This is a genomic window from uncultured Roseobacter sp. (genome assembly GCF_947488185.1).
Classification (GTDB): Bacteria; Pseudomonadota; Alphaproteobacteria; order Rhodobacterales; family Rhodobacteraceae; genus Roseobacter.
The window spans coordinates 151,996-178,225 of the sequence record NZ_CANKYM010000002.1 but is presented as its reverse complement, the minus strand read 5'-3'; the positions used below and the strand labels follow the sequence as shown (position 1 = coordinate 178,225).

Here is a 26,230-nt window from a genome sequence, read left to right as displayed (position 1 = left end):
ATAAGAATATTTACCCGATTTTAGCATCTAGGACTGCAAGGTGGCTAAAGCTGCTCAGCGCGAGGACACAATGGCAGGCCCCAGAAAGAAACGATTTGCGGATGTTCCGCCCGGTGCGGAAAACCCACTGCAGTTCGCCCTTTCACAGCGCGACAAAAGCACTGTGGATATGGTCGCTGAAGCAATCAAGCACAAACAGGTACTGCTGGCCTTCCAACCCGTGATGCAGTCACGGGCCCCTGACAAGGTGGCTTTCTACGAAGGGTTGATCCGCGTTTTGGATTCAACGGGTCGTGTTATTCCTGCCAGTGACTTCATGGAAACGATCGAGAATACAGAACTTGGTCGCCAACTCGACACCCTGGCTTTGGGGTTGGGGCTGCGCGCCCTAAACGACAACCCGGGATTGAGACTATCAGTCAATATGTCTGCGCGCTCCATCGGGTATCGCCAATGGAACCGCACGCTGGATCGATGGTTAACCCGCAATACAATGATCGCCGAGCGATTGATTCTAGAGATCACGGAAAGCTCCGCTATGCTGGTCCCTGAATTGGTTGTTGATTTCATGGACCGTTTGCAGATCGAAGGGATCAGCTTTGCGATGGATGACTTTGGCGCAGGCTACACTGCGCTGCGCTACTTCAAGGATTTCTACTTCGACATTTTGAAAATTGACGGTCAATTCGTTCAGGGGATTGCATCAGACCCCGATAATCAGGCCCTTACGGCTGCCCTTGTATCCATCGCGCGTCATTTTGACATGCTGACAGTGGCTGAATTCGTGGAAAACAAGGAAGACGCAGAAACGCTCATTCATCTCGGCGTGGACTGCCTGCAAGGCTATTACTTTGCAGCCGCGTCAACACGTCCACATTGGCTGCGCGGCATAGAAAAACAAAAAGCAATCTAAGGCAAACGCCCTATAGACGGTAAGCCGGTTGCAACATGCCATTTGGTTGCTGCCCTGACGTGAATAGGCTATGGACCAAACCATTGAAGGTGAGGGGTCAGGGCCCTTGAAACCAGCGCCCGGCGAGAACGCCCCTTTTCCAGAACTGGCAAAGGACCAATCCATATGACGAATGTCGTTATCGCATCCGCAGCACGCACCGCCGTTGGCAGTTTTGGCGGATCTTTCGCAACCACGCCCGCCCATGATCTTGGTGCCGCAGTTTTGAAAGAAGTCGTGGCACGAGCAGGCGTCGATGCTTCCGAAGTTTCCGAAACCATTCTGGGGCAGGTGCTGACCGCGGCTCAGGGCCAGAACCCGGCGCGACAAGCGCATATCAATGCCGGCCTACCGCAGGAAAGTGCGGCTTGGACCATCAACCAGGTCTGTGGCTCGGGTCTGCGCGCCGTTGCCCTGGCAGCACAGCACATCCAGTTGGGTGATGCGTCGATCGTCGCCGCGGGCGGTCAGGAAAACATGACATTGTCGCCCCACGCCGCCTCGCTGCGCGCTGGCCACAAAATGGGTGATATGAAGTACATCGACACGATGATCCGCGATGGTCTCTGGGATGCTTTCAACGGCTACCACATGGGGCAAACTGCTGAAAACGTTGCTGAAAAATGGCAAATAGGACGCGAGCAGCAAGATGAATTCGCCGTTGCATCGCAGAACAAAGCCGAAGCAGCACAAAAAGCCGGCAAGTTTGCAGATGAGATCATGGCCTTCACGGTCAAGGGCCGCAAGGGCGATACCGTGGTCGATCAGGACGAATACATCCGCCACGGCGCAACGGTGGAAGCCATGCAAAAACTGCGCCCCGCGTTCACCAAGGACGGCTCGGTCACGGCGGCAAATGCCTCTGGCCTGAACGATGGCGCGGCGGCCGCGTTGATGATGACGGCGGACGAAGCCGAAAAACGCGGCATCAAGCCGCTGGCGCGCATTGCGAGCTATGCAACCGTTGGTCTTGACCCGGCGATCATGGGCGCGGGCCCGATCTTCGCCAGCCGGAAAGCGCTGGAAAAAGCGGGCTGGAAGGCCGAAGACCTTGATCTGGTCGAAGCCAACGAAGCCTTCGCCGCGCAGGCCTGCGCCGTTAACAAGGACATGGGCTGGAACCCCGACGTGGTGAACGTCAATGGCGGCGCAATAGCCATCGGCCACCCGATCGGCGCGTCCGGCGCGCGCATCCTGAACACACTGCTGTTCGAAATGAAACGCCGTGATGCCAAGAAAGGCCTCGCGACCCTGTGCATTGGTGGCGGCATGGGCGTTGCCATGTGCCTCGAACGTCCCTGATCCATATCAAGGCGGCGCAGCATAGCGCCGCCTAAACATCCCAAAGACATCTGTTTGCTGGCTTTAGTTGCGCAATATTGTTGCGCAGACTGAAATCAATCCGTAACAAGATTATCAGAAACATTAAGGAGAATCCCACATGTCCCGCGTCGCACTTGTCACTGGAGGCAGCCGAGGCATCGGTGCTTCTATTTCCAATGCCCTGAAAGATGCCGGTTACACGGTTGCTGCCACCTATGCGGGCAATGACGAGGCAGCCGCCAAGTTCACCGATGAAACAGGCATCAAAACCTACAAGTGGAACGTGGCCGACTATGACGCGTGCAAGGACGGCATCGCGGGCGTCGAAGCCGACCTGGGGCCCATCGATGTCGTCGTGGCAAATGCCGGGATCACCCGGGACGCGCCATTCCACAAGATGACGCCGCAGCAGTGGCAGGAGGTCATCGACACCAACCTGACGGGCGTGTTCAACACAGTGCACCCGATCTGGCCCGGCATGCGCGAGCGCAAGTTCGGCCGCGTAATCGTAATCAGCTCCATCAATGGTCAGAAGGGCCAGTTCGCGCAAGTGAACTATGCCGCGACCAAAGCCGGTGATCTGGGCATCGTGAAGTCGCTGGCCCAAGAGGGAGCGCGCGCAGGCATCACCGCCAATGCGATCTGCCCGGGCTACATTGCGACAGAAATGGTCATGGCCGTACCGGAAAAAGTGCGCGAGTCCATCATCGGGCAAATTCCCGCCGGACGGCTGGGCGAGCCTGAAGAAATTGCGCGCTGCGTTGTTTTTCTTGCCTCGGACGATGCGGGTTTCATCAATGGCTCGACCATTTCCGCAAATGGCGCACAGTTCTTCGTTTAAGCGATGCACATCAAGTAATAAGAAAAGGGCCGGTGATGATCACCGGCCCTTTTCACATCCCGTAAGATCGCTGCAGTCGATCAGCGGGAAGAGTGAAACAGCCAGTTCCAGGCATCCTTCATTGCTTGTGCCCGCTCCTCATGAGCGCGCTGCATAGCGTTGCGGGTATCACTGTTTGTGGTAGCTTCGAACATGGTATCGCTCCTTGCGTGCATAAGTTCAACTGATCTGAGTTAGATATGGCATGCGCTAACGGAGACGACAAACGAGACTTTCCATCTCCTCACTTAAGCTGTACTTAACTGATCATGATGGATCGCCTCCCACCCCTGACCGCTTTGCGTGCCTTTGACGCAGCCGCTCGGCATATGTCCTTTGCCAAGGCGGCGGAGGAACTCTCTGTGACGCCGGCTGCGCTGAGCTTTCAGATCAAGTCGCTTGAAGAGCACCTCGGTGCCCCTCTTTTTCGACGGCTGAATCGCGCAGTAGAACTCACAGAGGCAGGCGTGGCCCTTGCCCCTGGAGCCGAGGACGGGTTTCAGACACTTGCCAATGCCTGGCGCGCTGCACAACGTCTACAGGACAACCAATCCCTCACGGTGACTGCGGGACCTGCATTCACCGCGAAGTGGCTGGCCCCAAGGCTCTATGAGTTTGCCCAAGCACATCCTGAGATCGAATTGCGCTTTTCGGCGTCGCTCAAGATCATGGACTTCGGACGCGATGCCATTGACGTGGCCATCCGCTTTGGACGTGACACCGATGAAGATCTCTATAGCCTGCCCCTGGCTGAAGAATGGGTGGCACCCGTCATGACGCCCGCCCTCGCCGAACGGTTCCCGGACGCACAAAGCCTCGTGGAGGCGCCGCTGATCTTCGACGATTCGATCAATTTTTTGTACCCGCGATGCGACTGGAAGGCGTGGTTTGCCGCAATGGGCGTCGACTTCGATCCGACACACGGGCCGCATTTCAGCCAGGCAGATCACGCCGTGGATGCCGCCCTCGCCGGGGTCGGTGTGGTATTGGGGCGGCGCGCTCTGGTGGTCAAAGACATTGATGAAGGCCGCTTGGTTACCCCATATGGCACGGCGTTATCTACCGGTGCCCGATTCCGTTTTCTATGCCCCAAGAGCAGCGAAGATCGCCCGCAAGTCAAAGCGTTCCGCGAATGGATGCTGCGCGAAATCAGCAAGACGACCTACATCACCGACAGCTTGCGCGTCGTGACCACGGAAGGCAGCTCTCAATGACAAAAATGCGCGCAACGCTCATCGGGTTTGCAGCGGTCATCCTTTGGGCTCTGCTCGCGCTGCTGACCGTTGGGTCCGCCCCGACGCCGCCCTTGCTGCTCAACACCATATGTTTCACCATCGGTGGCACCTGCGGGGTAATCTGGACGCATCAATCCGGCGGGTTTGCGATGTTGCGATCCGTACCTCTACGCGTCTACATCTTTGGAACGTTGGGGCTTTTTGGCTACCACGCGCTCTACTTCTCCGCCCTGCGTCTCGCGCCCGCCGCGGAGGCCGGATTGATCGCCTACCTGTGGCCTCTGCTAATCGTGATCCTGTCCGGCCTGCTGCCCGGCGAAAAAGTCCGCAGAGGGCATCTTATCGGGGCTATTGTCGGCTTTGCAGGCGCCGCTCTGATCATTTCAGGCGGTGGCAGCGGTTTCCGCATGGACTATCTGCCCGGCTATGGGCTGGCCCTGATCTGCGCGCTCACCTGGTCGAGTTACTCAGTGCTCTCCCGCCTGGTCGGAGACGCGCCAACGCAATCGGTCACCGTGTTTTGCATTGGGGCCGCCGCCCTGTCGTTGCCTCTGCATCTGATGTTCGAAGACACGGTCTTGCCACAGTCCGCAATGGGCTGGGGCTCGATCCTCCTGCTTGGCCTGGGTCCGGTGGGGCTGGCGTTCTTTGTCTGGGATATCGGTGTCAAGCAGGGCGACATACAGTTGCTGGGCGCCGCCTCTTACGCGGCCCCATTGCTCTCTACCGTGGTCCTTGTCATGGCTGGCGTTGCCCCGCTGTCAGCGACCTTGGGCATCGCCGCGATTCTTGTGACTGGCGGCGCAATGATCGCGGCGCGCGCCAGTCTGCGTAAAAATCCTAGCTCGACAGGCGCGTGATTTCTTCTTTGAGACGGAGTTTTTGCTTTTTCAGGTCTGCGATTGCAAGATCATCGATGCCGGGGGCGCGCTGGGCTTCTTCTACGGCTTCGCTCAGGGACTGATGCTTCTTTTTCAGCTGATCGACATGTGCAGTAACGCTCATTCATTCCTCCTGTGTGCAACGGTATGGCGTTGAGTTGACCACACCTTGTGATTCAAGTCACGCCGCATAAGCAGCATGCGCATGATACCCGTTAAGATTGTATTAATGGGCTCAGAATTCAAGTGCGGCGCCATCCCGCAATACCGATTTGATCGTTGGGACGTAGCTGTCTGCGTCGCTTTCGTGATGCGTCCCTTCATGCAGAATCACCGAAGGGTGTAGTTTGAATGCCCCGCGTCCGTTCTTGCGCGCCCGGACAATGACCAGTTCTGCAAGACGACCGACGCGCGGGCTCAGCGGCAGCACCTCGATGCTACCCATCCCATTTGGCAAGGCCTGCAGGATGTCCGGCAGCCGTTCTGCGCGATGGATAATATGCACGTACCCTTTTGGTTTCAGCCGCTTGGCTGAGGCCCTTACCCAGTCCGTCAAAGGGGCCGTTTCGCCGAGCGCTGTCTCGCGGCCTGCGTTGTGCGCACTGCGGCTGGCGCGCCGATTGAAGTAAGGAGGATTCGTGATCACGTGATCGAATTGTCGCTGCCGCAGCTCCAGGGGCAATGCAGTGATGTCAGCAACAATCACTTCCAGTGCATCCCCGCCATTTCGCCGCGCCAATGCGGCGTACTCCGATTGCATTTCCACGCCGGTCAGCTTCAGGCCAGGCACCCGCGCGGCGAGGCATAAAGCCGCAGCCCCCACACCACAGCCCAAATCGAGCACTGTTTGGCCTGATTGAGCCGGCACACTGGCCGCAAGCAACACCGGATCCACCCCGGCGCGATACCCGGAGCGAGGCTGGTGTAAGTGCAGCCGCCCACCCAGAAATGCGTCCCGGGTCAAGTCGGAGGTCATTTGCCCAGAGGGATGTCGTTGTCGTGCATGACCCGTATCGCGACGTCATGATCTTCGGTGCGCACCATGAGCCTGCGCGGGAAGATTCCGATGCCGCCTTCGAGCACGCTCATATTTACGTCCAACTCAAAGCAGTCTATATCCTCGCCTTGGAGAAGGGCCGTGGCAAAGGCGATGATCGTCGGGTCTGTGCTGCGCAAAAGTTCCTTCATATCAGGGATGTAAGGGCAAGCTGGCGGTGATGTCGAGCCTGCAGTTGGGAAGTTGATGCCGAAGACCGAGAATTCGCAGAAACCGCACGACCGAATGGCCACCTTTCTGGCTGCTGACCTCGATGCGGTGAACGCACTGATCCGCGCCAGAATGGCTTCCGAACACGCGCCACGCATTCCGGAAGTCACCGCGCATCTGGTTGAAGCGGGCGGCAAACGGTTGCGCCCCATGCTCACCCTGGCGGCGGCTCATCTTTGCGACTACGACGGGCAGTTTCACATCAATCTGGCCGCGACGGTGGAATTCATCCACACCGCCACCCTTTTGCACGACGACGTGGTTGATGAGAGCGGCCAGCGGCGCGGACGGCCGACCGCCAACCTGCTGTGGGACAATAAATCATCCGTGCTGGTGGGCGACTACCTCTTCTCGCGTAGCTTTCAGTTGATGGTGGAAACAGGATCGCTGCGCGTGCTGGATATTCTTTCCAATGCTTCTGCGACCATCGCGGAAGGCGAAGTGCTGCAACTGACTGCCAGTCAGGATCTTGCCACCACCGAAGCGGTTTATCTTCAGGTGGTGCGGGGCAAGACGGCTGCCCTGTTTGCCGCAGCGACGGAAGTCGGCGGCGTGATTGCAGATGCCCCGGAGGTTCAGGTGCGCGCGCTTCACGAGTACGGTGATGCCTTGGGCGTGGCCTTCCAGATTGTCGACGATCTGCTTGATTTTCAAGGGGACGCGGGTGCAATCGGCAAGAACATCGGAGACGATTTCCGCGAGCGCAAGCTGACCATGCCGCTGATCAAGGCGGTGGCGAAAGCGGATGACGAGGAGCGCGCCTTCTGGGAGCGCACGATCGAAAAGGGCAAACAGACGGAGGGCGATCTGGAAAGGGCGCGGGCCTTGCTAGACAAGCATGCCGCGCTCACCGAGACGGCACATGCAGCGCGCAGTTGGGCATTGAAGGCAAAGTCAGCTCTTGCTCCCCTGCCGGATCATGACATCAAGGAGATGCTCAGCGATCTGGCGGATTACGTGGTCGAGCGCATCAACTAGGCCGGGGCTGTGCACGCTCGGTTTGCGTGCCCAGCTCTGTCGGTTTGACCCACCAATCCGGATAACTGCGTGAGATGGCTGCCGCCGCGTTCTGTGCTGCCGAGATCGTTGGAAACAAGCCGAAACAAGTCGCGCCCGAGCCCGACATCCGCGACAGCAGGCAATCTGGTTGCGTGGAGATAGCCGTTTTCACGATACCAATCATCGGCACCAGTTGTGAAGCCGCCGGTTCCAGATCGTTTCGTTGCCCACGTAGCCAAGTGGTCAGATCACCGGCGTCGCGGAACGTGGGAAGATTTTGGGGCATAGGCATATTTTGTCGCGTCGTCATCGCTTTGAATACGGTGGGCGTAGAGATTTCCAGGCGCGGGTTCACCAGCAGAGCAGGCAGGGCAGGCAAGCTCTCCATAGGCGTGATCTGCTCGCCAATACCCCCAACGCGCGCAGCCGCGCTGGTCAGACACATCGGGACATCCGCGCCCAGTTTCAGTAGTGTTTCAGACGCAGGGATTTGAATGCCCGCTTCTCCGGCAACCACAGAAAGGGCACGATACGTGGCGGCAGCGTCCGCCGACCCGCCACCGATTCCGGATGACACTGGCAAGTTCTTTATCAGATGGAAAAACGCTCCCGGCAGCTGATCAAAGAGGTTTGCGACCTGCAAGATCAGATTCGATGCATCTTTCGGCACTGTCGCCGCTTCTGGACCCTGCATTTCCAAGGAAAAACCACCGCCCAACTGCGCGCGCAACTGGTCACCCACTGTCGCAAACGCCACAAGACTATCCAGCAAATGGTAACCGTCAGATCGTTGACCCACAACATGCAATGTCAGGTTGATCTTGGCGGGCGCAAAAACTTCCACATTCCGCGGGGCCCGCGCCTGACGCGCGCCCTCAGTCCCTGGCAACTTGCAGCGGCTCCGCGCCCTCTTCGGCCAGCACAGCATCCAGACCGACTTCGAGCTTGCGCCGGATACGCTCGGGCTTGGCTTCGCTCATCGGATCGTCCTCATCGACAAAGGACAGGGCGCGCGCCCACTGGAACTCCGCCTCCCGTTTGCGTCCAACCGCCCAATAAACATCGCCCAGGTGATCGTTCACGACCGGGTCCACCGCCATCAACTCCACTGCCCGCTCCATATGCGGCACGGCTTCTTCGTAGCGTCCCAGACGGTAGAGCGCCCAGCCGAGTGAATCGATGATGTATCCGCTGTCCGGGCTCGCTGCGACAGCGCGTTCAATCATCTCCAGCGCTTCAACCAGTTTGACCTGTTTTTCGACCAGCGAATAGCCAAGGTAGTTGAGCACTTGCGGCTGGCCCGGATTTATCTCCAGAGCCGCCCGAAAATCCGCTTCCGCGGCCTCCCAGTTGTCCAATCGTTCATGGCAAATCGCGCGCGTGTAGTAGAGAAACCAGCTTGGCCCGCCTATATTCTCGACCAGGGCTGCCGCCCTGTCATAGGCAACAACCGCGTCGGCAAAACGGTCCTGCTGACGCAGCGCGTCGCCCAGCGCCGAATGCACGGTTGCCAGATGCCCATGGCTGCGCGCGAGCTGTTCTAACACTTCGATCGAGGCTTCGGGTCTGTCCGATCGGCGCAATGCCTCGGACCGGCCGAGTTCGGCAGCATGATAGGCCGGATCGTTTGCCGGAACCCGCTTGTAGACCGCGATGGCCTGTGCGTATTGCTCAAGCGTTTCAAAGAGATCCGCAGTCAGAAGCAACCCATCCACGTGATCTGGTCGCAAGGTCAGCGCGACCTGAGCATAGAGGATCGTATATTCCGGCCCTGCCTCGCTACGCAAGGCCGCCGCCACCGAATAGAAAACCTCTGCAAAGCCATCACGCACGGAGGTAATGTGTCGGAACGGTACGGGTGTATCCCCGTTCAACGCCTCGATCACCTGTTCGATCTCGGGATCGGTGGCACCGTTGAACATTCGTTGCAGCAATTCCAGCGCCTCGGCATCCCTGTCCAGCTGCGAGAGGATTTCGGCACGCGCCAAAACTCCACGGCGTGTCTGCACCACGGCGCCCGTGGTATCGGCGCCGAAAATTTCTTCGGCGCCTTCGAAATCCCCAACGGATGCCAACGCCATCGCCTTGTGATAAAGCGCAAAGCCCTGCAGTCCCGGCTCTTCCGACACGCTGTCAAAGGCCGCCAGCGCGTCATTTGCGCGACCCGCACCCATAAGTGCCCAGGCCTTGATCAATCCGTCCACAAGAGGGCCGACGCCGTCGCCCTCGGGCGTGGCGATCAACAGACCCTCATAGTCCTCTTCAAGGATCGTGTTAGCCGTTAGCACCAGTTGTGCGACCTGGCTGGGTTGCCCGAGGCTCAGCAAGGATTCGGCCACGGGCAAGGCACGGTCTACACGCCCGAGCGCCAATTGCGACACGACAACGCTTTCCATCAGGGCATTGTTGCGCGGGTCGCGCGACAGTGCCTGCGTGAAGTAGGAGGCGGCTTGCTCGAAATCGCTCTGCATGGCGGCAGATCGCGCCGCCAGATAGGCGCCGGCATTGGATTGAGCAGCGACGGGTGCCGCCATCGTCAACGACAATGCGAGGACTGCAGCGGAGGTCATTAGTCTGTGAAGCACGGTTGCTCTCTCATGAAACGCGGGTTGGGCGGCAGGCTATCAGGTTCAGGCCCAAGCGCAATCCTGCGACCCTGCCGGGCGGCGTAAAATCACCATAGAGCATCAGTGTTAATCACCGCCTAGCAATAGCAATACCCCGGCTCGCATCACATGTTGGGATAGTTCGGCCCATCCCCGCCCTGTGGCGTCGTCCAGACGATGTTCTGCGCCGGGTCCTTAATGTCGCAGGTTTTGCAGTGCACGCAGTTCTGGAAGTTGATGACAAACCGGGTGTCCTTGCCGGCCTCCTCGACAAACTCGTATACACCTGCCGGGCAGTAACGCGCCGACGGGCCTGCGAACTTCGGCAGGTTGCTGTTCACCGGGACATCCGCATCCTTGAGCGTCAGGTGCGCAGGCTGGCTTTCCTCGTGATTTGTGAAAGAAAACGCGACGTTGGTCAGGCGATCAAAGGACAGTTTGCCATCGGGCTTCGGGTAATCGATGGTCTGATGCTTGGAGGCTTCTTCGGTTGCCTCGGCATCCGATTTGCCGTGTTCCAGCGTGCCCAGCAGCGAAAAACCCAAGGTGTTGGTCCACATGTCGACCCCGCCCATCACGAGGCTCGCCGTCAACCCGTATTTTGACCACAGCGGTTTGACGTTGCGCACCTTGCGCAGGTCCTGCCCGATTTTGCCATTGCGCACTTCGGCCTCGTAGTCGGATAGCTCGTCACCGCTGCGACCGTCTGCGATCGCGGCCATGGCGGCCTCTGCCGCGGCTTTGCCCGACAGCATCGCGTTGTGGTTCCCCTTGATGCGCGGCACGTTGACCATGCCTACGGAGCAGCCCAGCAGCGCGACACCGGGCGCGACCATCTTGGGCATGGATTGGAACCCGCCCTCCGAGATCGCCCGCGCACCGTAGGCGACCCTTTTGCCGCCCTTCAGCAGATCCGCGACCATCGGGTGATGCTTGAACCGCTGGAACTCCATGTAGGGGAAAAGATGCGGGTTCTTGTAGTTCAGGTGCACCACGAAACCCACGTAAACTTGATTGTTCTCAAGGTGGTAGATAAAGGAACCGCCACCTGCGTTGCCCCCCAGGGGCCAGCCCATGGTGTGGGTGACGGATCCTTCACGGTGCTTGGCCGGGTCGATCTCCCAGATTTCCTTCATGCCAAGGCCATATTTCTGCGGCTCATGCCCGTCCGAGAGATTGTATTTGGCAATCACCTGCTTGGAGAGCGATCCCCGAACGCCTTCGCTCAGGAAGACATATTTGCCATGCAGCTCCATGCCAGGCTCGTAGCCGTCGCCCTTGCTGCCATCTGGATTCTTGCCAAATTCACCCGCAACGACTCCTTTTACCCCACCGTTTTCATCGAAAACCAGCTCAGAACACGACATGCCGGGGAAGATTTCCACACCTAGCTCTTCCGCCTGCTCCGCCATCCAGCGACACACATTGCCCATGGAGACGATGTAGTTGCCGTGGTTGTTCATCAGCGGTGGCATCGGGAAATTGGGGATGCGCAGCTTGCCCGCCTCGCCCAGCATGAAAAAATTGTCGTCTTTCACCGGTACATTGAGCGGGGCACCCCTCTCTTTCCAGTCCGGGATCAGTTCGTCCAGACCGACCGGATCCAGCACCGCGCCCGACAGAATATGCGCGCCCACTTCGGAGCCTTTCTCCAGCACAACGACATTGCAGTCGGCATCCAGCTGTTTCAAACGGATCGCCGCGGACAGGCCCGCTGGACCTGCGCCCACGATGACCACATCGTATTCCATTGCTTCGCGTTCCGTCTCCGACATGTCCCGGCTCCCTTACAATCCAACGGGGCGCGACCTCTGCCGCGCAACAATCTTTCGCGATTGGCTAAACCACGTCACCCCCCAATGCAATCGCAACTGGGCGTCATAAGTGGCACCAATCGTCGATTTCCTAACCAGGACGGATGATTTTGATCACATCTCCGGCAGATCGCCCATCAGGAATCGCGGACCCGGTCCTTTTTCTGCGATCCGGTCCGTCGGATTGTACAGCGCACAGTTCGGCAGGCTGAGACAGCCACAGCCGATACATCCATCCAAACTGTCCCTCAGCCGCGTCAATGTCTCGATCTTCTCGTCCAGCCGGGCGCGGAAGCCCGCGCTGATCCGTGCCCAATCGGCCTTGGTCGGCGTACGCCCGCCTGGGAGCCGGTCGAGCTCCGCCCGAATCTGCGGCAAGGTGAACCCGAACTGCTGCGCGATCATCACGAAACTGAGCCTGCGCAGATCAGAACGCTCAAACCGGCGCTGCCCGCCGGCGTTGCGCCACGGCCGGATCAGGCCCTGCGCCTCGTAATACCGGATCGCCGAGACGGCGAGCCCGGTGCGCGCCGCCAATGCCCCGATCGAAAGCCCGTCACTGACTGCCATAAAATTCTCCTTGACCTAAAGTTAGGTTTAGAAATTACGGTGAGTGTCATCAAGGCAAATCTCAAGGAGAAGATCGATGACCGTACGGCTTGAACACGCGAACTACACCGTTTCCGATGGCGAGGCGACCGCAGCCTGGATGCAAGAGCTTTTTGGCTGGCACATTCGTTGGAAAGGCGATGCCACCAGTGGCGGCCAATCCATCCATGTGGGTTCGGACACCCAGTATCTGGCGCTTTATACACCAGCCCAGAACACCAGCGAAAAGGCAGACAGCTACACCACCCGCGGTGGTCTCAACCACATCGCCGTAGTGGTAGACGATATCGACGCGATGGAGGAGGCTGTGAAAAAAGTGGGCTTCACCACCGGCAATCACGCAGATTATGAACCGGGTCGGCGGTTTTACTTCCACGATCACGACAACATTGAATACGAAGTGGTGCAATACGACTGACCCCGGGCGGGGTAATCTAAGCCAGACCTCTTGCAATTTCCTTCGCCTTTAGGTCAGGTAGTTGCCAACTCTCACCAGCGGCCCCCGGATAGCCCGGCGGGCCGCGTCATTTCGTGGACGCTACTGATGGATAAAATTCCCATGACCCGCAAGGGCCACGCTGATCTGGAAGCGGAACTCAAACTGCTGAAGTCAGTGGAGCGCCCTGCCATCATCAAAGCCATTGCCGAAGCACGCGAACATGGCGATCTGTCCGAAAATGCGGAATACCATTCCGCGCGCGAAAAACAGTCCTTCATCGAAGGCCGGATCAAGGAGCTGGAGGGCGTGTTGGGGCTGGCCGAGGTGATCGACCCGGCCAAGATGTCCGGCACGATCAAGTTCGGCGCCACCGTGACGCTGGTCGATGAAGACACGGATGAAGAAAAGACGTGGCAGATCGTGGGTGAACATGAGGCCAGTATCGAAAAGGGCCTGCTGAACATAAAATCGCCGATTGCGCGCGCCTTGATTGGCAAGGATGAAGGGGACAGCGTAGAAGTGCGCACGCCGGGCGGCGAGAAGTCCTACGAGGTGCTCAAGATCGTCTACGCCTGACAGGAATTGCGACGATGGCTGACACGACTCAAACTTCAGAAAACACCGAAGCGCGGGCCCGCCCTACGCCTCTCGGTATTTACGACCGGCCCGGCACCGAGGGTATCAGCAGTATAGAAATCGCGGCTCTTGTCCTGTCGGGGATTTGGCTTCTGGCCTCGGCGCTCTTTTTTCTGTTCATGCCCAGCAACAACGTCGCGGGTGAAAGCTCGGGCGGACTGCGATTTATCATGATCATGCTCGCCATTTTCATGCCGGTTGGCATGATCTGGGTTGCCGCGACGGCGGCACGGTCCAGCCGGATCATGCGAGAGGAAAGCCAGCGCCTGCAGGCGGCTATCGATGCTATTCGCCACGCCTACATCGCGCAGAACCAAAGCGGTATCGCAGGCCCGGAGCCTGCTTCCGTGGCCCGAAAGCTTGATGAAATTGCGGAAGCGGCCCGGAAAACGGAATCTGCATTGGCGACCTTTACGTCACGCCGTGAACAGGAAAGACCAGCGGCCAACAATCCATCACCCGCCACGGAGCCTTCGCCTGAAGACCAACCCGCGCTTGCTCTTGGGACGCAAGCAACCGACATGGCCCCGCCGCTGGCGGTGGAGGATTTCATCCGTGCATTGAACTTCCCTGAAACGGCGGAAGATGAGGCCGGGTTTGCCGCCCTGCGGCGCGCGCTCAAGGACCGCTCGGCCGCTCAGTTGATTCAGGCGGCACAGGACGTGCTGACACTGCTCAGCCAGGATGGCATTTACATGGATGATCTGCTGCCGGACCGTGCCCGCCCCGAGGTTTGGCGACAGTTCGGCCAGGGCGCGCGCGGCAGGCCCATTGCGGCATTGGGCGGCGTGCGGGACCGCTCATCCCTTGCACTAACGGCAGGCCGCATGAAACAGGATCCGATTTTTCGCGATGCGGCGCACCACTTCCTGCGCCGCTTTGACAAGACCTTTGCCGAGTTCGAAACATCGGCGACAGACGGTGAGATTTCCGCCCTTGCGGAAACCCGGACGGCACGCGCCTTTATGTTGCTGGGCCGTGTGGCGGGCACCTTCGACTAGCGCGTCACGTACATACCTTGGCGCGATTGTCAGCGTCAAAGACAGCTTCCAGTTCGGAACCATCCGCCAGGCTGAAGAGGACCCGCGCACCCGAGAGCTCGCCACCCGTCACTCTGATTTGTCCCAGATCGGATTGCGCTTGCTGATCGTCCACGTCGATTGTGAACCCGGTCCGCTGACCGGCAGACAATTCTGTCAAACGGATATCCAGGCGCTGCGCACCATCGGCGACATCGACGCCCTGCATGCCGTCACCCGGTTCAAAGGGCTGAAAGACCTGTGTGCCTGAGCCCCCTTCGGCAGTGTCAAAAACCAAGGCCCCCTGCGAGCCGCGCAAATCAATCGACACGCCGGTCACGAAAACGCCCGTCGCGGTGTGAATGATATCAAAGCGGTCTCGCGGCGCACTTTCGGCGAATTTCACGGTCAGGGCCTGCAAGCACTCAGCCTGCGCCGATACCGCAAGAACAGCCATAACTCCGGCGGTCAAAAACGTGAATCTGAACATCGATTTCCCCCAACGGTTTGCACGATCATCTAACCTGTATCGAGACATAGCGCTGGGAGCGATCAGGACAAAATCTCTCAGAGACCAAAGCTGGCAAAGGGAATGTACCGCACTATTGTCCCCGGTACGATCTCCGCCGCGTCATGCGGCAATTCTACCAGCCCGTCAGCCCAGCTCAGACCGGAAATGCGCCCGGATCCTTCGGAAGCAAAAACCTCCGCCTGCCCGTCCCTGATCCGCGCACGCAGATATTCCGTCCGCCCGTGTTTTTTGTTTTTGGTAAAGGCCGCCGGCACCTCGAAACCTTGCGGCTCTTCCCATGCGCTCCCGGCCAGCCGTGCCATCGCTGGACGGCCAAAGATCAAGGCACAGGTCATCGCGGCGACTGGGTTGCCGGGCAAGCCAAACACCGGCACGCCCGACCACATTCCCAGGGCCAGCGGTCGGCCCGGTTTCACCGCGATGCGCCAAAGCGTCATCGCTCCAGCTTCGGTCAATAGGGCCGATACGTGGTCTTCGTCGCCAGCCGAGGCGCCGCCGCTGGTCAGGATCAGGTCAGCGGCCTTGGACGCGGCCTCCAATCGCGCCGCCAGCGCGTCGCGATCATCGGGCACCCGTCCCATATCAACCGGTTCGTGTCCAAAGCGACGCACCATCTCCAAGAGCATCGGACGGTTTGCGTCGAAAATCTGCCCCAAGGCCGCAGTATTGCCCGCCTCCACAAGCTCTGCGCCAGTGGAGAGGACCGCCACACGCAGAGGTTTGCGCACTGACACGTCGCCGACGCCGGAGGCGGCCAGCAGGGCCGCCTGCGCCGGCCCGATTCGTGCGCCTTGTGTCAAAGCGACGTCGCCTTGCACCACATCCTCGCCCGCGCGACGGGTGTTTGCGCCTGCCTTGATTGGCCCGTGAAAAGCTATCTGGCCGTCGCTGACGGTAACGTCTTCCTGCAGGACCACCGTATCGACCCCGTCCGGCAAGGCCGCCCCGGTCAGGATGCGCACCGCAGACCCCAATGGTACAAGCCCGGGGCGATCCCCGGCGGCGGCGCGTCCTTCCACCAGTGGCATGCGGTGAACGCCCGCGGCCTTGCCGCCGAAAAAACCATAGCCATCGACCGCCGTGTTTGGTAGCGGCGGATTGGATCGGGCCGCAACCACATCTTCCGCCAGAATCCGTCCAGTGGCTGCCGCCACAGGCATCGTTTCACTTCCTGTCACCGGAGTCAGACGATCCTGCAAAAGCACAAGCGCCTCGCGTACAGGGGTCCAATGCACCCCCGGCGGCAGCGCAAAACAGTCGTTGGTCAAACGCGGGGGCTGGGCGCTGGCCTGCCTTAAACGGTCTTCGTGACCGAGACCGAATATCCACCCCTCTTCCGGAGCATCCACGGCCAGCATCTCGGCCAAAGCGTCAGGCTCCAGCGTCGAGACGGTGCGCGCAACCTCACGGACTTGCCATGCATCCTTGATCTGGCCCGCCGGTGCGGCGCCCAGCGTCAAGGACGGCCAGATTTCCACGATGGCAATTGATTTGTCCAGCGGTTCGAACGGCCAGACGGCGGCCTCAAACCGCCGCCGCAACCGCGCGAGCACCGGCAGGCCCATCAAAACCTGAGAGCCAACGGCCCCCGCCCCGCCCAACTGCCAGCAGGAAAAGGCCCCTTTGGCCCGTTTTTCCGCCAGACGTCTTTCCGAGAACGAGTTTTCATAATCGGTTTTCTTGCGCGGCAACCCGTCGACATCGCGCTTCAGCCCGTTGAACCAGAACGGGCCGCGCCCTCCGAACTGCCGGTTGATCTCGCCCGCCAGATCAAAGCGGTTGTTGCTCTGCGGGCTGTCCTCGATGCGGTTTTCCAGCCAGTTCCAGAGCGCGAAAGGGTCGCTTTTGCCAGTCAGTGCCGCCGCGTACCCCTTCGGATAGCCGAAAGGGAAATCGAACCCTGCCAACACGCGTCGTCCCGCCGCGATTTCAGCCTCGAACAGCTGGGTCAGCCAGTCTTCGGCCACCTTGCGGTTGCGCAGGTATTGTGGCGCCTCAGCCCGGCCCAAGCGGGCGACACAGGCCCAGATCGCGTCTTGCCGTGGGGATTTTCCGGTGTCGTTTCCGCCCGACCAGTCCACCATCACAACGGTATCGAAATCGGTCACAACCCAACCTCGGAGAGGATGAAGTCGGCAATTGCGCCTGTGTCGTTCAGATCAAAAACCGGGCGATCCAGGGTAAGGGCGGTATCGCTGGCCACGGCGTGAATTGTCGGATCGTCCGGGGCGATGAGCGGGTTGCCCGTCTCGGCCCGATGCGCCTCGACCTTGGGGTGCGCGTCGCGCTTGTAACCTTCGATCAGCACCAGATCGACCGGGCTGAGCTTGCCCAGCAGGTCATCCAATATCGGCTCGGGCGTGTCGCGCAATTCATGCATCAGCGCAAAACGCTTGCGCGAGGCGAGTAGCACTTCCGTCGCTCCCGCCTGCCGGTGCCGGTAGCTGTCCTTGCCGGGCTGATCCACGTCAAAAACATGATGGGCATGCTTGACTGTGGACACGCTGAAGCCGCGCCCCGAGATCTCCGTGACGAGACGTTCCATCAGGCCGGTTTTACCTGCGTTTTTCCACCCGACAACACCGTACAACTTCATAAAAGCGCCTCTGCCCGGGCCAGATCCTCGGGCGTGTTCACATTGAAAAACGGATCGAACGTCGTGACGGGAAAGAGGGCCTCGCGACCCTCATGCGCATCGGTCCACACCACCACTTTGCGCAACCCGTCTTGCAATGCCCCGCGCAGGTCGTCACGCAATGACACCGGCCAGAGGCCAAAGGTGGGGTGCCGCACCCGCCCCCGCGCGGGATCAGGTGTCGCAGACAGGACCAGCGGATGCTCCATCCCCTCGCTGGCCAGCAGCAGCTGCGGCACCAGATCGGCCGGGAAGAAGGGCGTATCCGCCGCTGCGGTGACGATGGTTTCCGCGCCCTGCTTTGCCGCCCAATCCAGACCGGCCAACACACCAGCCAGCGGCCCCGCAAACCCTTCGATGCTATCGGGCAGAACCGGCAGGCGATAGCGCTCAAAACGGGCCGGATCGCCATTGGCATTCAGCGCCAGCCCCGCCACCTGCGGCTCCAACCTGTCGATCACCCGGGTCAGCAGGCTTTGACCGCCGAGGTGCAACAGCCCCTTGTCGCCGCCGCCCATGCGCGTGGCCTGCCCGCCCGCAAGAATAACGCCCAGGGGTTGCTTCATTCCGCGCTCTTTCGTCCGGCGCGGCGCGGCTCCAACAGCACGGTTGCGGGGTCGGTGTCGCGGATCAGGCGCGCCTCGCCCGACAGGCAGACGAACCGCTGCCCTTTCATACGACCGATGAGTGTCAGACCCACCTGCTGCGCGATCTCCACCCCCCAAGCGGTGAAACCGGACCGCGATGCCAAGACCGGAATACCCATCATCGCGGTCTTGATCACCATCTCTGAGGTCAGCCGCCCGGTGGTGTAGAGGATCTTGTCATCAGCACTGACACCCTCCGACAACATCCAGCCGGCGATCTTGTCCACCGCGTTGTGACGCCCGACATCTTCCATATAAACCAAAGGCTTATCTTCATGACACAGCACCGTGCCATGTATTGCCCCCGCCTCCAGATACAGCGACGGCGTCCGATTGATACGCGCGCTGAGCGCATAGAGCCATGAGGTCCGCACTGCTGTTTCCGGCAGGCTGACGTCCTCCAACCCCGCCATCATGTCGCCAAACACCGTACCCACGGCACAGCCGCTGGTGCGGGTCTTCTTGCGCATCTTCTCCTCGTAGTCGGTCTTGCGCGCCGTCCGCACAACCACCGTTTCCAATTCTTCGTCGTAGTCCACGCCGGTGATCTCGTCAGACGCTTGCAACATGCCCTGATTGCGTAAAAACCCCAGCGCCAAATAGTCAGGGTAGTCTCCGATGGTCATCGCCGTCACGATCTCCTGCCCATTTAGGAAGATCGTGAGCGGGCGCTCCTCCACTACAGTAGCGACAACAGCAGCCCCCTCATGATCCGTCCCGGCAACGGCGCGGGTCAGACGCACCGCCTTGGGATCGGGCGCGATCAGGTAATCGCTGGTGTCGTCCAATTTGGCCAATTGCATCCTCCGCAGGGCTGAGCTACGCCTTGGCCGTAACTTTAGAAGCATCTTATGCCCTCCACCACTCCCAAAACGCGCACACGTGCCTCTGCCTATTGGAAGGGCTTTGCAGACGGTGCCCCCTTCCTGCTGGTCGTGATCCCTTTCGCGATGCTCTTTGGCGTATTGGCGACGGAAGCGGGCCTCAACGTGCTCGAAACGCTGTCCTTTTCCGCCGTGGTCTTTGCAGGGGCTGCCCAATTCACCGCCCTGCAGCTGATGCAGGAAAACGCGCCGACGGTGATCGTGCTGGCCTCAGCCCTTGCCGTGAACCTGCGCGTGGCGATGTATTCCGCCTCCCTGACCCCATGGATCGGTGCCGCCCCCCTTTGGCAGCGCGCGATCGCCGCCTATTTCACCGTCGATCAGTCCTATGCCTGTTCCGTCGTGCAATTCGAGAACGAGCCCCAGATGACCGTGCCGCAGCGCATGGCCTATTTCACCGGTGTGCTCAGCCCGATTGTGCCGTTCTGGTACGCCAGCAGCATTCTCGGCGCCCTCGTTGGCACGCAGGTGCCCGACAGCTGGGCGCTGGATTTCGCGCTGCCCATCACCTTTCTGGCGCTGGTGGCCCCGATGCTGCGCACCGCCGCCCATGTGATTGCCGCCCTTGTGGCCATCATCACCAGCCTGCTGACCGCCGCAGTACCTTATTCGCTGGGCCTGATGATCGCGGGCACCTTGGGCATGATGGCCGGTGCGCAGGCCGAAGTGCTGCTGGAACGCAGAAAGCTGCGCCATGATTGACACCGGCACCCTCTGGATCGTGATTATCGGGCTTGGCATCGGCAGCTACGCGCTGCGGTTTGCCTTCCTGGGGATTGTGGGCGACAGACCGATGCCTGCCTGGCTCCTGCGCCATCTGCGCTACACGGCAGTGGCGATGTTGCCCGCGCTGGTCGCGCCACAGGTCGTATGGCCTGCCGCAACGGATGGTCAGGCGGATCTACCGCGCATGGCTGCAGCTGCTGTCACTCTTGTGGTCGGATTGCTTACAAAAAACGTGCTGGCGGCTATTTTTTCGGGCGCTGCCACGCTGTTTGGCATGCTCTGGCTTTTCGCGCTCTGATCCGGGATCAGCTCTGTGCCGCTTCGATCCCGTCGCGGACATCGCCCGCATCGTTTTCGAAATACCGATCAGTGACCACATCGGGTCGCGCTTCGATCTGGTTCATGAATTTAATCGGGTAGAAGGTGACTTGGATATCTTCGAACCCCGGCACCTGTTGCAGGATGGATGACGTGGAATTCGTGCAGAAGGCCCCTGCAACAGCCCCATTTTGACGCACCAGTTGCAATGCCCTCTCGGCCTGCTCCGGCGTCACAACGATTTCCTGACTTACCACGTGATGTGTGCTACGCGCATGGGCACTCTTGTAGGCCTGCACCCAAGCTGGCGAAATCCCGTAGAGCACATCGCCACGCTCGGCAACCAATTCATGCTGAAACGACCCTGCGGGATCAAAAATGACCTGTTGCGAGCCCGAGACCATCAAGGCAGTGTGGCCGCCGTGGCCGGTCTCATTGTTCACCATTGTGAAAATGGTCAGCTTGGGGGGGCCATTCGGCACATAGACCTTTGCCGCGATCTCTTCCGGGGACGCTTCAAATGCTGACGAAACCGCGCAACCGGTCAGGGTCACCAGAACGGCCAGTAACATCAATACACGCATGAAAAGCTCCTGCGGGAGGTCAGCTCAGGTAATGAAAATCGCCATCCAGACAATCAGCACGATGATCGCGATGACGATCCGCGTGGTCCAACGCATGAAGCCATCGAATGTCTTTTCCTGGGTGGTGATTTCCATTTCACCGTGATTGTGATCTGCCATTGCCGCAGCCCTTCTTTGAATAATTGGCATCAGCCCTAATGGATTCGTCACGCGATGTCACCCATCCGCGCGTCCAATGCGCGCATTGCGGTGGCGGATTTACCGCAGGGCTCAACTGTCTGCCGCAATGTCCTGCGCCAGGCGAAACCCGATCCGGCGCGCCTCTGTCTTCTCGGCGGGTTTTGGCAGGGCGCGCAGCATGACGTTCAACTGGCTGACATGCTGCACCATTTGCGTTCGGGCCCCTGCCCCGTCGGTGCCGTAAAAGGTCACGATATCGGGGTCGAAGTACCCCATGCCTTCGATCCTCAGCACGCCCGCGTCGCCGCCGGTGAACCCCATGGCGACTTCCTGGGTGCTGTCCAGCTGTTCCTCGAAATTCTTGAGATAGATGATGATCCGTTCATAGGCCCATTGCGCGGGCGATTTCTGGCCGGTGGGCTTGTTGGCGATGGCCTCGGGCACATCCGCCTTTGTTGGTGCCGGAGTTTCCGGATCACAATGCACGTCGTGGCGGCGCGGCAGTGCCGCGGCTTCGGCCGCCTCTGCCGAGGTTTCGATGTTCTCACCCATGCTTCACCCTTTACGCTGGTAGACCCATGCATCATCCGCGCCCCGGCTGCGCGTGGCAAGCCCATCCTGATAGAGATGGCTGAGATGCGCGACCGCCTCGACCAGCGCCAGGCCGTATTCAGCCGACCCGATCTTGCGTTTGAACAGCGGGGCAAAGCATTCCCCGGCGGACTTGGGCGTATCGAGATACTCCAGCAGGCGCTTCAGGGCCCCGTGGTGGTTGTCGATCAACTGCCGCATGCGCATCGGCAGGCCGGTAAAGGGCAGCTTGTGCCCCCCGAGCACCAAATGATCCGCGCGGGCAAGCCCGGCCAGACGTTCGCAGGCTTCGAGCCAGTCAGCAATCGGATCGGCCATCGGTTCTGTTGCATAGACGCCGATGTTCGGGCTGATCGAAGGCAATATCTGATCGCCCGCCAGCACAAGATTATCGTCGCGACTCCAGAAGGTTGCGTGCTCTGGCGCGTGCCCGTTGCCGATGTGGATGTCCCACGTGCGCCCGCCCATCCTGATCGTGTCACCCTGCTGGATGCGGGTGTACCCGAGGGGCAGCGGCGCCACGATATCAGCAAAGTTGAAGGGCCGTTCGGAGGCGCGCTCAGCCATAATATCCGGCGCCATACCCGCGTCGCGGTAAAATGTCAGCGTTTCAGGCGACGGCACGGGCTGTTCGTCCAGGGTAAGCATGCGCGCCATCAACCACGCGGTGCGCGTAGTGACCAACTCCGCGCCATGGTCCGCCTGCAACCATCCGGCCAAGCCAATGTGATCAGGGTGGTGATGGGTCACCACCACGCGGGCAATCGGTTTGCCGCCCAGCGGGCCTGCCATCAGCCCCTCCCAGATCGCCTTGCTGCGTTTCGAGGCGAACCCGGCGTCGATCACCGTCCAACTGTCGCCGTCATCCAGCGCATAGACGTTCACATGATCAAGCTTCATCGGCAGCGGCAGGCGCATCCACAACACGCCTGCGGCAACTTCTATTGCGTCACCTTCGGCCGGTGGCGTGTCCCATGGATAGCGCAAGCCCTCTGGCGGTTGATCTTTCATCAGGCGGCCAGCTCATCCGGGCTCAGACTATAAAGCCCATCCGCCCCGGCTTGCGCATGTGCCAGCAGGCCAACATGTTCGGGCAGCAATCGTTTGATGTAGAACCGCGCCAGCGCTTCGCGGGCACCGCCCTGATCGGCCAGCGCGGCTTTGAGGTGCAGATACCCGCCCAACACGCGCGCAAAGGCGCGCAGATAGGGTACAGCACCGGCAAAACGGGTTGTCATATCCTGTTGCGCCACCAGCCATTCGGTCACCTCGCGCAGGCTTTCCGACGCCTGCCAGACAGGTTCCGCCAGATCCGACAAATGGCTGCGCGCCTCTTCCGCGCACGCCTCGATCTCGTCGAGCAACCGCGCTGCGGCCTCACCACCATCCATCATCTTGCGTGCCACCAGATCCATGGCCTGAATGCCGTTGGTGCCTTCGTAAATAGCTGTCACACGTACATCGCGGCTGAACTGCGCGGCACCTGTTTCCTCGATGAAGCCCATGCCGCCATGCACCTGCACGCCGGTCTCGGCCACATCCATGCCCGTCTCCGTTCCAAAAGCCTTGGCAATGGGCGTCAGGAAAGCGGCGCGCGCCTCCCACTCCGCGGCGCCCGTGGCATGGGCCATGTCGATGGCCATGGCACAGCTGAGCGCAATCGCCCGGGCAGCGAAGATATCGGCCTTCATTGTCATCAGCATGCGCCGCACATCGGCGTGATCGAGGATCGTCCCGGTCCCGCCCTCCACCGCCGTCTTGCCCTGCTTGCGCTCCTGCGCATAGGCCAGCGCGTGTTGATAGGCACCTTCGGCCACACCAATGCCCTGCCCGCCGACACCAAGCCGCGCGTTGTTCATCATCGTGAACATCGCCGCCATGCCGCCCTGTTCGGGCCCGACCAGCCAGCCGGTGGCCCCGTCGTATTGCATCACAGCGGTGGGCGATCCGTGCAGACCGATCTTATGCTCAAGGCTTACGACGCTCACACCATTGCGCTGACCGGGGTTGCCCTCTGCATCGGGAATGAACTTTGGCACCAGAAAGAGGCTGATCCCCTTGGTTCCCGCAGGCGCATCCGGCAACCGGGCCAGCACCAGATGGCAGACGTTTTCTGCCACGTCATGATCGCCCCAGCTGATATAGATTTTCTGCCCGGTGATCGCATAGGTCCCGTCCCCTTGGTTCTCTGCCTTGGTCGACAGCGCCCCGACATCCGACCCGGCCTGCGGTTCGGTCAGGTTCATTGTTCCAGTCCACTGCCCGGCAATCAGCTTAGGCAGGTAAAGTGCCTTGATCTCATCGCTTGCGTGATGCTCCAGCGCTTCGATCTGGCCCTGGCTCATCAGGGGGGCAAGCTGCAGGGACAGGCAGGCACTGCTCATCATCTCGTTCACGGCAGAAGTCAGCGTCATCGGCAGGCCCATCCCGCCAAATTCGGGATCTGCCGCGATGCCGACCCAGCCACCTTCAGCAATCGCCTTCCACCCGTCGGCATAACCCGGCGATGTCCGCACCACACCGTTCTCCAACCATGCCGGATGCAGATCACCGGGGCGTTGCAGCGGCGCAAGTACCTCGTCGCTGAGCTTGCCCGCTTCGGTCAGGATCGCCTGCGCGACGTCCGATGTCGCCTCGCTGAACCGTTCCGTGGCCTGAACCTGCGCAAAATCTACCACGTGATCAAAGAGAAAGGAAAAATCATCGACCGGGGCGTGATAGGGCATTTTTTCGTCTCCATGCGGGCAGGTACCCGTCTTGGCAACGGGCATACTACCCTATAAGGGTCTTTGCCATCAAAGATGAGCCGCATCGCCGCGCCCGGCAACCGAAACGCGGCGTCACGGAGCGCAATGACAACATCTCCCTCCCCCACGTTATACCCCGATGCAGAGGGCATTGCACAGGCAGCAGCCTTTTTGCGCGCGGGACAGCTGGTCGCCTTCCCGACGGAGACGGTCTACGGGCTGGGTGCAGACGCCTGCAACGGTGAAGCCGTGGCCGCCATCTATGCCGCCAAGGGACGCCCGAGCTTCAACCCCCTGATTGTGCATCTTCCTTCCGTGCAGGCCGCACAACGCTACGTGATCTGGACCGATGACGCGGACCGGCTTGCGCAGGCCTTTTGGCCCGGCCCCCTGACGCTGGTTTTACCGCTGCGCGAGGGGCATGATCTGTCCAGCCTCGTGACGGCAGGGCTGTCGACGCTGGCCCTGCGCGTGCCGGAAAAGGCCTCTGCGCAGGCTTTGCTGGAGGCGTTTGGGGGGCCGGTCGCAGCCCCGTCCGCAAACCCATCCGGCAAGATCAGCCCCACGACTGCACAACATGTTCTGGACGGTCTGGGGAACAAGATCGCTGCCGTGCTGGACGATGGGCCCTGTTCAGTGGGCGTTGAAAGCACCATCGTCGGTCTGGATGGTACGCCCGCGCTGCTGCGCGCCGGTGGGTTGCCTTTGGAGGCACTGGAAGCAGCACTTGGCACGCCCCTGGAACGCACATCCACGCCGGAAAGCCACACGGGCATTACAGCGCCGGGGCAGCTGCAATCGCACTACGCTCCCAAAGCCCCGCTGAGAATGAATGCCGACAACCCGCGATCGGGCGAGGTGTTTCTGGGGTTTGGCCCGATGGCCTGTGACGAGAACCTGTCAGAAAGCGGTGATCTGCATGAGGCTGCGGCGCGGCTCTTCGAGCTATTGCACAAGCTGGATGCAAGAGGACAGCCGATTGCCGTAGCGCCAGTGCCCACACACGGGTTGGGGTTTGCGATCAATGATCGACTGGCGCGCGCTGCTGCCCCACGCCCGGAAAATCGCCAACCGACCTAGGCGCGCCCAGCCGTGGAGGACAGGCCAAGCGGGTCGATCCCCAGACTTTCCACAGTCTTTGACCATTTCTCGGCAGCGGGCGTGTTAAAAATCAGCAGCGGGCTTGCATCAGCTGTCAGCCAGCCGTTGCGCGTGATTTCAGCTTCCAGCTGCCCGGGGCCCCACCCGGCATATCCAAGCATCATCAAGGCGTTGTCCGGGCCACGATCACGGGCGATCTCTTCGAGGATATCCAACGTTGCGGTCATACCGAACCCACCCCTGACATGCAGGGTATGCAGGCTCGATTGGTAGTCATCCGAATGCAGCACGAACCCGCGCCCGGTTTCCACCGGCCCGCCAAAATGCACCGGCATCGCCGCCGCACGTGGCGACGGATCAATGTCCAATTGATCCAATACATCACTCATGCCGACATCGGTACTGGGCTTGTTAATGATCAGCCCCATGGCCCCCTTGTCGGAATAGGCGCAGAGCAAAATCACCGCCCGTTCAAAACGCGCATCCCCCATGGACGGCATCGCCACCAGCAGTGAACCCGTCAGATCAAGCGTTTCAGTCTGAGTATCCGGTGCTCCCATGCACCAAGAATGACCCGCGCCCCGGTCCGGTGCAAGGACAATAGATCAGCGGGTGGCGAAACATG

General features: G+C 60.4%; 30 protein-coding genes. 12 read left to right on the top strand and 18 right to left on the bottom strand.

What is annotated here, in order from left to right; all coding sequences use genetic code 11:
- The first annotated feature begins 70 nt into the window (after window positions 1–70).
- The 5 genes from Q1A52_RS06785 to Q1A52_RS06765 all read left to right on the top strand — a co-directional run bounded on the left by Q1A52_RS06785 (window position 71) and on the right by Q1A52_RS06765 (window position 5,250).
- Window positions 71–913 carry an EAL domain-containing protein gene (locus Q1A52_RS06785; protein ID WP_299779161.1) on the top strand — a complete coding sequence of 281 codons (843 nt, stop codon included), beginning with the start codon at window positions 71–73 and terminating at the stop codon, window positions 911–913.
- A 165-nt stretch (window positions 914–1,078) separates the two neighbouring features.
- Window positions 1,079–2,254 (top strand): acetyl-CoA C-acetyltransferase, encoded by a 1,176-nt coding sequence (locus Q1A52_RS06780; protein WP_300012712.1) that lies wholly within the window; start codon window positions 1,079–1,081, stop codon window positions 2,252–2,254.
- Window positions 2,255–2,393: 139 nt separating this feature from the next.
- Window positions 2,394–3,116 (top strand): acetoacetyl-CoA reductase, encoded by a 723-nt coding sequence (gene phbB / locus Q1A52_RS06775; RefSeq protein WP_299778117.1) that lies wholly within the window; start codon window positions 2,394–2,396, stop codon window positions 3,114–3,116.
- 308 nt (window positions 3,117–3,424) lie between these two features.
- A complete protein-coding gene (locus Q1A52_RS06770) occupies window positions 3,425–4,369 on the top strand; it encodes a transcriptional regulator GcvA (RefSeq protein WP_300012709.1) in 945 nt (314 codons plus the stop codon).
- Entirely contained in the window at window positions 4,366–5,250 is an 885-nt protein-coding gene (locus Q1A52_RS06765) for an EamA family transporter (RefSeq protein WP_300012706.1), read from the top strand. Before Q1A52_RS06770 ends, Q1A52_RS06765 begins: the two co-directional genes overlap by 4 nt.
- Here the strand turns inward: Q1A52_RS06765 and Q1A52_RS06760 are convergent.
- The 3 genes from Q1A52_RS06760 to Q1A52_RS06750 all read right to left on the bottom strand — a co-directional run bounded on the left by Q1A52_RS06760 (window position 5,231) and on the right by Q1A52_RS06750 (window position 6,459).
- Window positions 5,231–5,395 carry a DUF465 domain-containing protein gene (locus tag Q1A52_RS06760; RefSeq protein WP_195820045.1) on the bottom strand — a complete coding sequence of 55 codons (165 nt, stop codon included), beginning with the start codon at window positions 5,393–5,395 and terminating at the stop codon, window positions 5,231–5,233. The two genes, Q1A52_RS06765 and Q1A52_RS06760, sit on opposite strands and share 20 nt — an antisense overlap.
- A 111-nt stretch (window positions 5,396–5,506) precedes the next feature.
- Window positions 5,507–6,247: a methyltransferase gene (locus Q1A52_RS06755; protein ID WP_300012704.1), complete on the bottom strand. Its 741-nt coding sequence runs from the start codon at window positions 6,245–6,247 to the stop codon at window positions 5,507–5,509.
- Window positions 6,244–6,459, bottom strand: a complete 216-nt coding sequence (locus Q1A52_RS06750) for a DUF2007 domain-containing protein (RefSeq protein ID WP_299778125.1) — start codon at window positions 6,457–6,459, stop codon at window positions 6,244–6,246. Before Q1A52_RS06750 ends, Q1A52_RS06755 begins: the two co-directional genes overlap by 4 nt.
- 55 nt (window positions 6,460–6,514) lie before the next feature.
- On the opposite strand from Q1A52_RS06750, the gene Q1A52_RS06745 reads away from it, so the two are divergent.
- Window positions 6,515–7,516, top strand: a complete 1,002-nt coding sequence (locus Q1A52_RS06745; protein WP_300012701.1) for a polyprenyl synthetase family protein — start codon at window positions 6,515–6,517, stop codon at window positions 7,514–7,516.
- Here Q1A52_RS06745 and Q1A52_RS06740 read toward each other — a convergent pair.
- The 4 genes from Q1A52_RS06740 to soxR form a co-directional block, all read right to left on the bottom strand.
- Window positions 7,509–8,336: a 4-(cytidine 5'-diphospho)-2-C-methyl-D-erythritol kinase gene (locus tag Q1A52_RS06740; RefSeq protein WP_367278003.1), complete on the bottom strand. Its 828-nt coding sequence runs from the start codon at window positions 8,334–8,336 to the stop codon at window positions 7,509–7,511. The two genes, Q1A52_RS06745 and Q1A52_RS06740, sit on opposite strands and share 8 nt — an antisense overlap.
- Window positions 8,337–8,412: 76 nt before the next feature.
- On the bottom strand, window positions 8,413–10,107 hold the full coding sequence (locus tag Q1A52_RS06735; RefSeq protein ID WP_300012698.1) for a tetratricopeptide repeat protein: 1,695 nt from the start codon (window positions 10,105–10,107) through the stop codon (window positions 8,413–8,415).
- Between the two features lie 161 nt (window positions 10,108–10,268).
- Window positions 10,269–11,918, bottom strand: a complete 1,650-nt coding sequence (locus Q1A52_RS06730; RefSeq protein WP_300012693.1) for an electron transfer flavoprotein-ubiquinone oxidoreductase — start codon at window positions 11,916–11,918, stop codon at window positions 10,269–10,271.
- 153 nt (window positions 11,919–12,071) lie between these two features.
- Window positions 12,072–12,527: a redox-sensitive transcriptional activator SoxR gene (soxR, locus tag Q1A52_RS06725; protein ID WP_195820040.1), complete on the bottom strand. Its 456-nt coding sequence runs from the start codon at window positions 12,525–12,527 to the stop codon at window positions 12,072–12,074.
- A 76-nt stretch (window positions 12,528–12,603) separates the two neighbouring features.
- On the opposite strand from soxR, the gene Q1A52_RS06720 reads away from it, so the two are divergent.
- The 3 genes from Q1A52_RS06720 to Q1A52_RS06710 all read left to right on the top strand — a co-directional run bounded on the left by Q1A52_RS06720 (window position 12,604) and on the right by Q1A52_RS06710 (window position 14,642).
- Window positions 12,604–12,984 carry a VOC family protein gene (locus Q1A52_RS06720; RefSeq protein WP_300012690.1) on the top strand — a complete coding sequence of 127 codons (381 nt, stop codon included), beginning with the start codon at window positions 12,604–12,606 and terminating at the stop codon, window positions 12,982–12,984.
- Between the two features lie 126 nt (window positions 12,985–13,110).
- Window positions 13,111–13,581, top strand: coding sequence for a transcription elongation factor GreA (greA, locus tag Q1A52_RS06715; protein ID WP_300012687.1), 471 nt, complete (start codon window positions 13,111–13,113; stop codon window positions 13,579–13,581).
- A gap of 14 nt (window positions 13,582–13,595) precedes the next feature.
- Window positions 13,596–14,642, top strand: coding sequence for a hypothetical protein (locus Q1A52_RS06710; RefSeq protein ID WP_300012684.1), 1,047 nt, complete (start codon window positions 13,596–13,598; stop codon window positions 14,640–14,642).
- Between the two features lie 4 nt (window positions 14,643–14,646).
- On the opposite strand, the gene Q1A52_RS06705 is transcribed toward Q1A52_RS06710, so the two are convergent.
- The 5 genes from Q1A52_RS06705 to fdhD all read right to left on the bottom strand — a co-directional run bounded on the left by Q1A52_RS06705 (window position 14,647) and on the right by fdhD (window position 19,277).
- Window positions 14,647–15,150 carry an aggregation factor core gene (locus Q1A52_RS06705; protein WP_300012681.1) on the bottom strand — a complete coding sequence of 168 codons (504 nt, stop codon included), beginning with the start codon at window positions 15,148–15,150 and terminating at the stop codon, window positions 14,647–14,649.
- A 77-nt stretch (window positions 15,151–15,227) separates the two neighbouring features.
- Complete coding sequence (gene glp / locus Q1A52_RS06700; RefSeq protein ID WP_300014897.1) at window positions 15,228–17,276, bottom strand: gephyrin-like molybdotransferase Glp; 2,049 nt, start codon at window positions 17,274–17,276, stop codon at window positions 15,228–15,230.
- A 20-nt stretch (window positions 17,277–17,296) separates the two neighbouring features.
- The gene (mobB, locus tag Q1A52_RS06695; protein ID WP_300012678.1) at window positions 17,297–17,788 is read right to left on the bottom strand and encodes a molybdopterin-guanine dinucleotide biosynthesis protein B; all 492 of its coding nucleotides are present in this window, start codon (window positions 17,786–17,788) and stop codon (window positions 17,297–17,299) included.
- Window positions 17,785–18,393 carry a molybdenum cofactor guanylyltransferase MobA gene (gene mobA / locus Q1A52_RS06690; RefSeq protein WP_300012675.1) on the bottom strand — a complete coding sequence of 203 codons (609 nt, stop codon included), beginning with the start codon at window positions 18,391–18,393 and terminating at the stop codon, window positions 17,785–17,787. Before mobA ends, mobB begins: the two co-directional genes overlap by 4 nt.
- On the bottom strand, window positions 18,390–19,277 hold the full coding sequence (gene fdhD, locus Q1A52_RS06685) for a formate dehydrogenase accessory sulfurtransferase FdhD (RefSeq protein ID WP_300012673.1): 888 nt from the start codon (window positions 19,275–19,277) through the stop codon (window positions 18,390–18,392). The genes mobA and fdhD overlap by 4 nt, the downstream gene beginning before the upstream one ends.
- Before the next feature lie 48 nt (window positions 19,278–19,325).
- On the opposite strand from fdhD, the gene Q1A52_RS06680 reads away from it, so the two are divergent.
- Entirely contained in the window at window positions 19,326–20,060 is a 735-nt protein-coding gene (locus Q1A52_RS06680) for an AzlC family ABC transporter permease (RefSeq protein ID WP_195820032.1), read from the top strand.
- Window positions 20,053–20,382, top strand: a complete 330-nt coding sequence (locus Q1A52_RS06675) for an AzlD domain-containing protein (RefSeq protein ID WP_300012669.1) — start codon at window positions 20,053–20,055, stop codon at window positions 20,380–20,382. Before Q1A52_RS06680 ends, Q1A52_RS06675 begins: the two co-directional genes overlap by 8 nt.
- Before the next feature lie 7 nt (window positions 20,383–20,389).
- Here the strand turns inward: Q1A52_RS06675 and Q1A52_RS06670 are convergent, their stop codons facing one another.
- The 5 genes from Q1A52_RS06670 to Q1A52_RS06650 all read right to left on the bottom strand — a co-directional run bounded on the left by Q1A52_RS06670 (window position 20,390) and on the right by Q1A52_RS06650 (window position 24,483).
- Complete coding sequence (locus tag Q1A52_RS06670) at window positions 20,390–20,986, bottom strand: hypothetical protein (RefSeq protein WP_300012666.1); 597 nt, start codon at window positions 20,984–20,986, stop codon at window positions 20,390–20,392.
- Window positions 20,987–21,010: 24 nt separating this feature from the next.
- Window positions 21,011–21,145, bottom strand: a complete 135-nt coding sequence (locus tag Q1A52_RS06665; RefSeq protein WP_299778151.1) for an aa3-type cytochrome c oxidase subunit IV — start codon at window positions 21,143–21,145, stop codon at window positions 21,011–21,013.
- Between the two features lie 111 nt (window positions 21,146–21,256).
- Window positions 21,257–21,718 (bottom strand): DUF6173 family protein, encoded by a 462-nt coding sequence (locus Q1A52_RS06660; protein ID WP_300012663.1) that lies wholly within the window; start codon window positions 21,716–21,718, stop codon window positions 21,257–21,259.
- Between the two features lie 3 nt (window positions 21,719–21,721).
- Complete coding sequence (locus Q1A52_RS06655; RefSeq protein ID WP_300012660.1) at window positions 21,722–22,768, bottom strand: MBL fold metallo-hydrolase; 1,047 nt, start codon at window positions 22,766–22,768, stop codon at window positions 21,722–21,724.
- Window positions 22,768–24,483 (bottom strand): acyl-CoA dehydrogenase, encoded by a 1,716-nt coding sequence (locus Q1A52_RS06650; protein WP_300012657.1) that lies wholly within the window; start codon window positions 24,481–24,483, stop codon window positions 22,768–22,770. The genes Q1A52_RS06655 and Q1A52_RS06650 overlap by 1 nt, the downstream gene beginning before the upstream one ends.
- 126 nt (window positions 24,484–24,609) lie before the next feature.
- Between Q1A52_RS06650 and Q1A52_RS06645 the strand changes: the two genes are divergently transcribed.
- Entirely contained in the window at window positions 24,610–25,584 is a 975-nt protein-coding gene (locus Q1A52_RS06645) for an L-threonylcarbamoyladenylate synthase (protein ID WP_300012654.1), read from the top strand.
- Here Q1A52_RS06645 and Q1A52_RS06640 read toward each other — a convergent pair.
- A complete protein-coding gene (locus tag Q1A52_RS06640) occupies window positions 25,581–26,165 on the bottom strand; it encodes a YqgE/AlgH family protein (RefSeq protein WP_300012651.1) in 585 nt (194 codons plus the stop codon). The two genes, Q1A52_RS06645 and Q1A52_RS06640, sit on opposite strands and share 4 nt — an antisense overlap.
- Window positions 26,166–26,230: the final 65 nt, after the last annotated feature.

Excerpts from the sequence above, each read along its gene's own strand:
- greA (WP_300012687.1), top strand. The coding sequence starts at position 13,111 with ATGGATAAAATTCCCATGACCCGCAAGGGCCACGCTGATCTGGAAGCG.
- Q1A52_RS06750 (WP_299778125.1), bottom strand. The coding sequence starts at position 6,459 with ATGAAGGAACTTTTGCGCAGCACAGACCCGACGATCATCGCCTTTGCC.
- Q1A52_RS06665 (WP_299778151.1), bottom strand. The coding sequence starts at position 21,145 with ATGGCAGATCACAATCACGGTGAAATGGAAATCACCACCCAGGAAAAG.
- glp (WP_300014897.1), bottom strand. The coding sequence starts at position 17,276 with ATGGTGGACTGGTCGGGCGGAAACGACACCGGAAAATCCCCACGGCAA.
- Q1A52_RS06780 (WP_300012712.1), top strand. The coding sequence starts at position 1,079 with ATGACGAATGTCGTTATCGCATCCGCAGCACGCACCGCCGTTGGCAGT.
- soxR (WP_195820040.1), bottom strand. The coding sequence starts at position 12,527 with ATGGCAGTCAGTGACGGGCTTTCGATCGGGGCATTGGCGGCGCGCACC.
- Q1A52_RS06650 (WP_300012657.1), bottom strand. The coding sequence starts at position 24,483 with ATGCCCTATCACGCCCCGGTCGATGATTTTTCCTTTCTCTTTGATCAC.
- Q1A52_RS06655 (WP_300012660.1), bottom strand. The coding sequence starts at position 22,768 with ATGAAAGATCAACCGCCAGAGGGCTTGCGCTATCCATGGGACACGCCA.
- Q1A52_RS06660 (WP_300012663.1), bottom strand. The coding sequence starts at position 21,718 with ATGGGTGAGAACATCGAAACCTCGGCAGAGGCGGCCGAAGCCGCGGCA.
- Q1A52_RS06755 (WP_300012704.1), bottom strand. The coding sequence starts at position 6,247 with ATGACCTCCGACTTGACCCGGGACGCATTTCTGGGTGGGCGGCTGCAC.
- mobB (WP_300012678.1), bottom strand. The coding sequence starts at position 17,788 with ATGAAGTTGTACGGTGTTGTCGGGTGGAAAAACGCAGGTAAAACCGGC.
- Q1A52_RS06710 (WP_300012684.1), top strand. The coding sequence starts at position 13,596 with ATGGCTGACACGACTCAAACTTCAGAAAACACCGAAGCGCGGGCCCGC.
- Q1A52_RS06640 (WP_300012651.1), bottom strand. The coding sequence starts at position 26,165 with ATGGGAGCACCGGATACTCAGACTGAAACGCTTGATCTGACGGGTTCA.
- Q1A52_RS06680 (WP_195820032.1), top strand. The coding sequence starts at position 19,326 with ATGCCCTCCACCACTCCCAAAACGCGCACACGTGCCTCTGCCTATTGG.
- Q1A52_RS06645 (WP_300012654.1), top strand. The coding sequence starts at position 24,610 with ATGACAACATCTCCCTCCCCCACGTTATACCCCGATGCAGAGGGCATT.
- phbB (WP_299778117.1), top strand. The coding sequence starts at position 2,394 with ATGTCCCGCGTCGCACTTGTCACTGGAGGCAGCCGAGGCATCGGTGCT.
- Q1A52_RS06670 (WP_300012666.1), bottom strand. The coding sequence starts at position 20,986 with ATGCGTGTATTGATGTTACTGGCCGTTCTGGTGACCCTGACCGGTTGC.
- Q1A52_RS06735 (WP_300012698.1), bottom strand. The coding sequence starts at position 10,107 with ATGACCTCCGCTGCAGTCCTCGCATTGTCGTTGACGATGGCGGCACCC.
- Q1A52_RS06770 (WP_300012709.1), top strand. The coding sequence starts at position 3,425 with ATGATGGATCGCCTCCCACCCCTGACCGCTTTGCGTGCCTTTGACGCA.
- fdhD (WP_300012673.1), bottom strand. The coding sequence starts at position 19,277 with ATGCAATTGGCCAAATTGGACGACACCAGCGATTACCTGATCGCGCCC.
- Q1A52_RS06745 (WP_300012701.1), top strand. The coding sequence starts at position 6,515 with ATGCCGAAGACCGAGAATTCGCAGAAACCGCACGACCGAATGGCCACC.
- Q1A52_RS06765 (WP_300012706.1), top strand. The coding sequence starts at position 4,366 with ATGACAAAAATGCGCGCAACGCTCATCGGGTTTGCAGCGGTCATCCTT.
- Q1A52_RS06760 (WP_195820045.1), bottom strand. The coding sequence starts at position 5,395 with ATGAGCGTTACTGCACATGTCGATCAGCTGAAAAAGAAGCATCAGTCC.
- Q1A52_RS06730 (WP_300012693.1), bottom strand. The coding sequence starts at position 11,918 with ATGTCGGAGACGGAACGCGAAGCAATGGAATACGATGTGGTCATCGTG.
- Q1A52_RS06720 (WP_300012690.1), top strand. The coding sequence starts at position 12,604 with ATGACCGTACGGCTTGAACACGCGAACTACACCGTTTCCGATGGCGAG.
- mobA (WP_300012675.1), bottom strand. The coding sequence starts at position 18,393 with ATGAAGCAACCCCTGGGCGTTATTCTTGCGGGCGGGCAGGCCACGCGC.
- Q1A52_RS06705 (WP_300012681.1), bottom strand. The coding sequence starts at position 15,150 with ATGTTCAGATTCACGTTTTTGACCGCCGGAGTTATGGCTGTTCTTGCG.
- Q1A52_RS06675 (WP_300012669.1), top strand. The coding sequence starts at position 20,053 with ATGATTGACACCGGCACCCTCTGGATCGTGATTATCGGGCTTGGCATC.
- Q1A52_RS06785 (WP_299779161.1), top strand. The coding sequence starts at position 71 with ATGGCAGGCCCCAGAAAGAAACGATTTGCGGATGTTCCGCCCGGTGCG.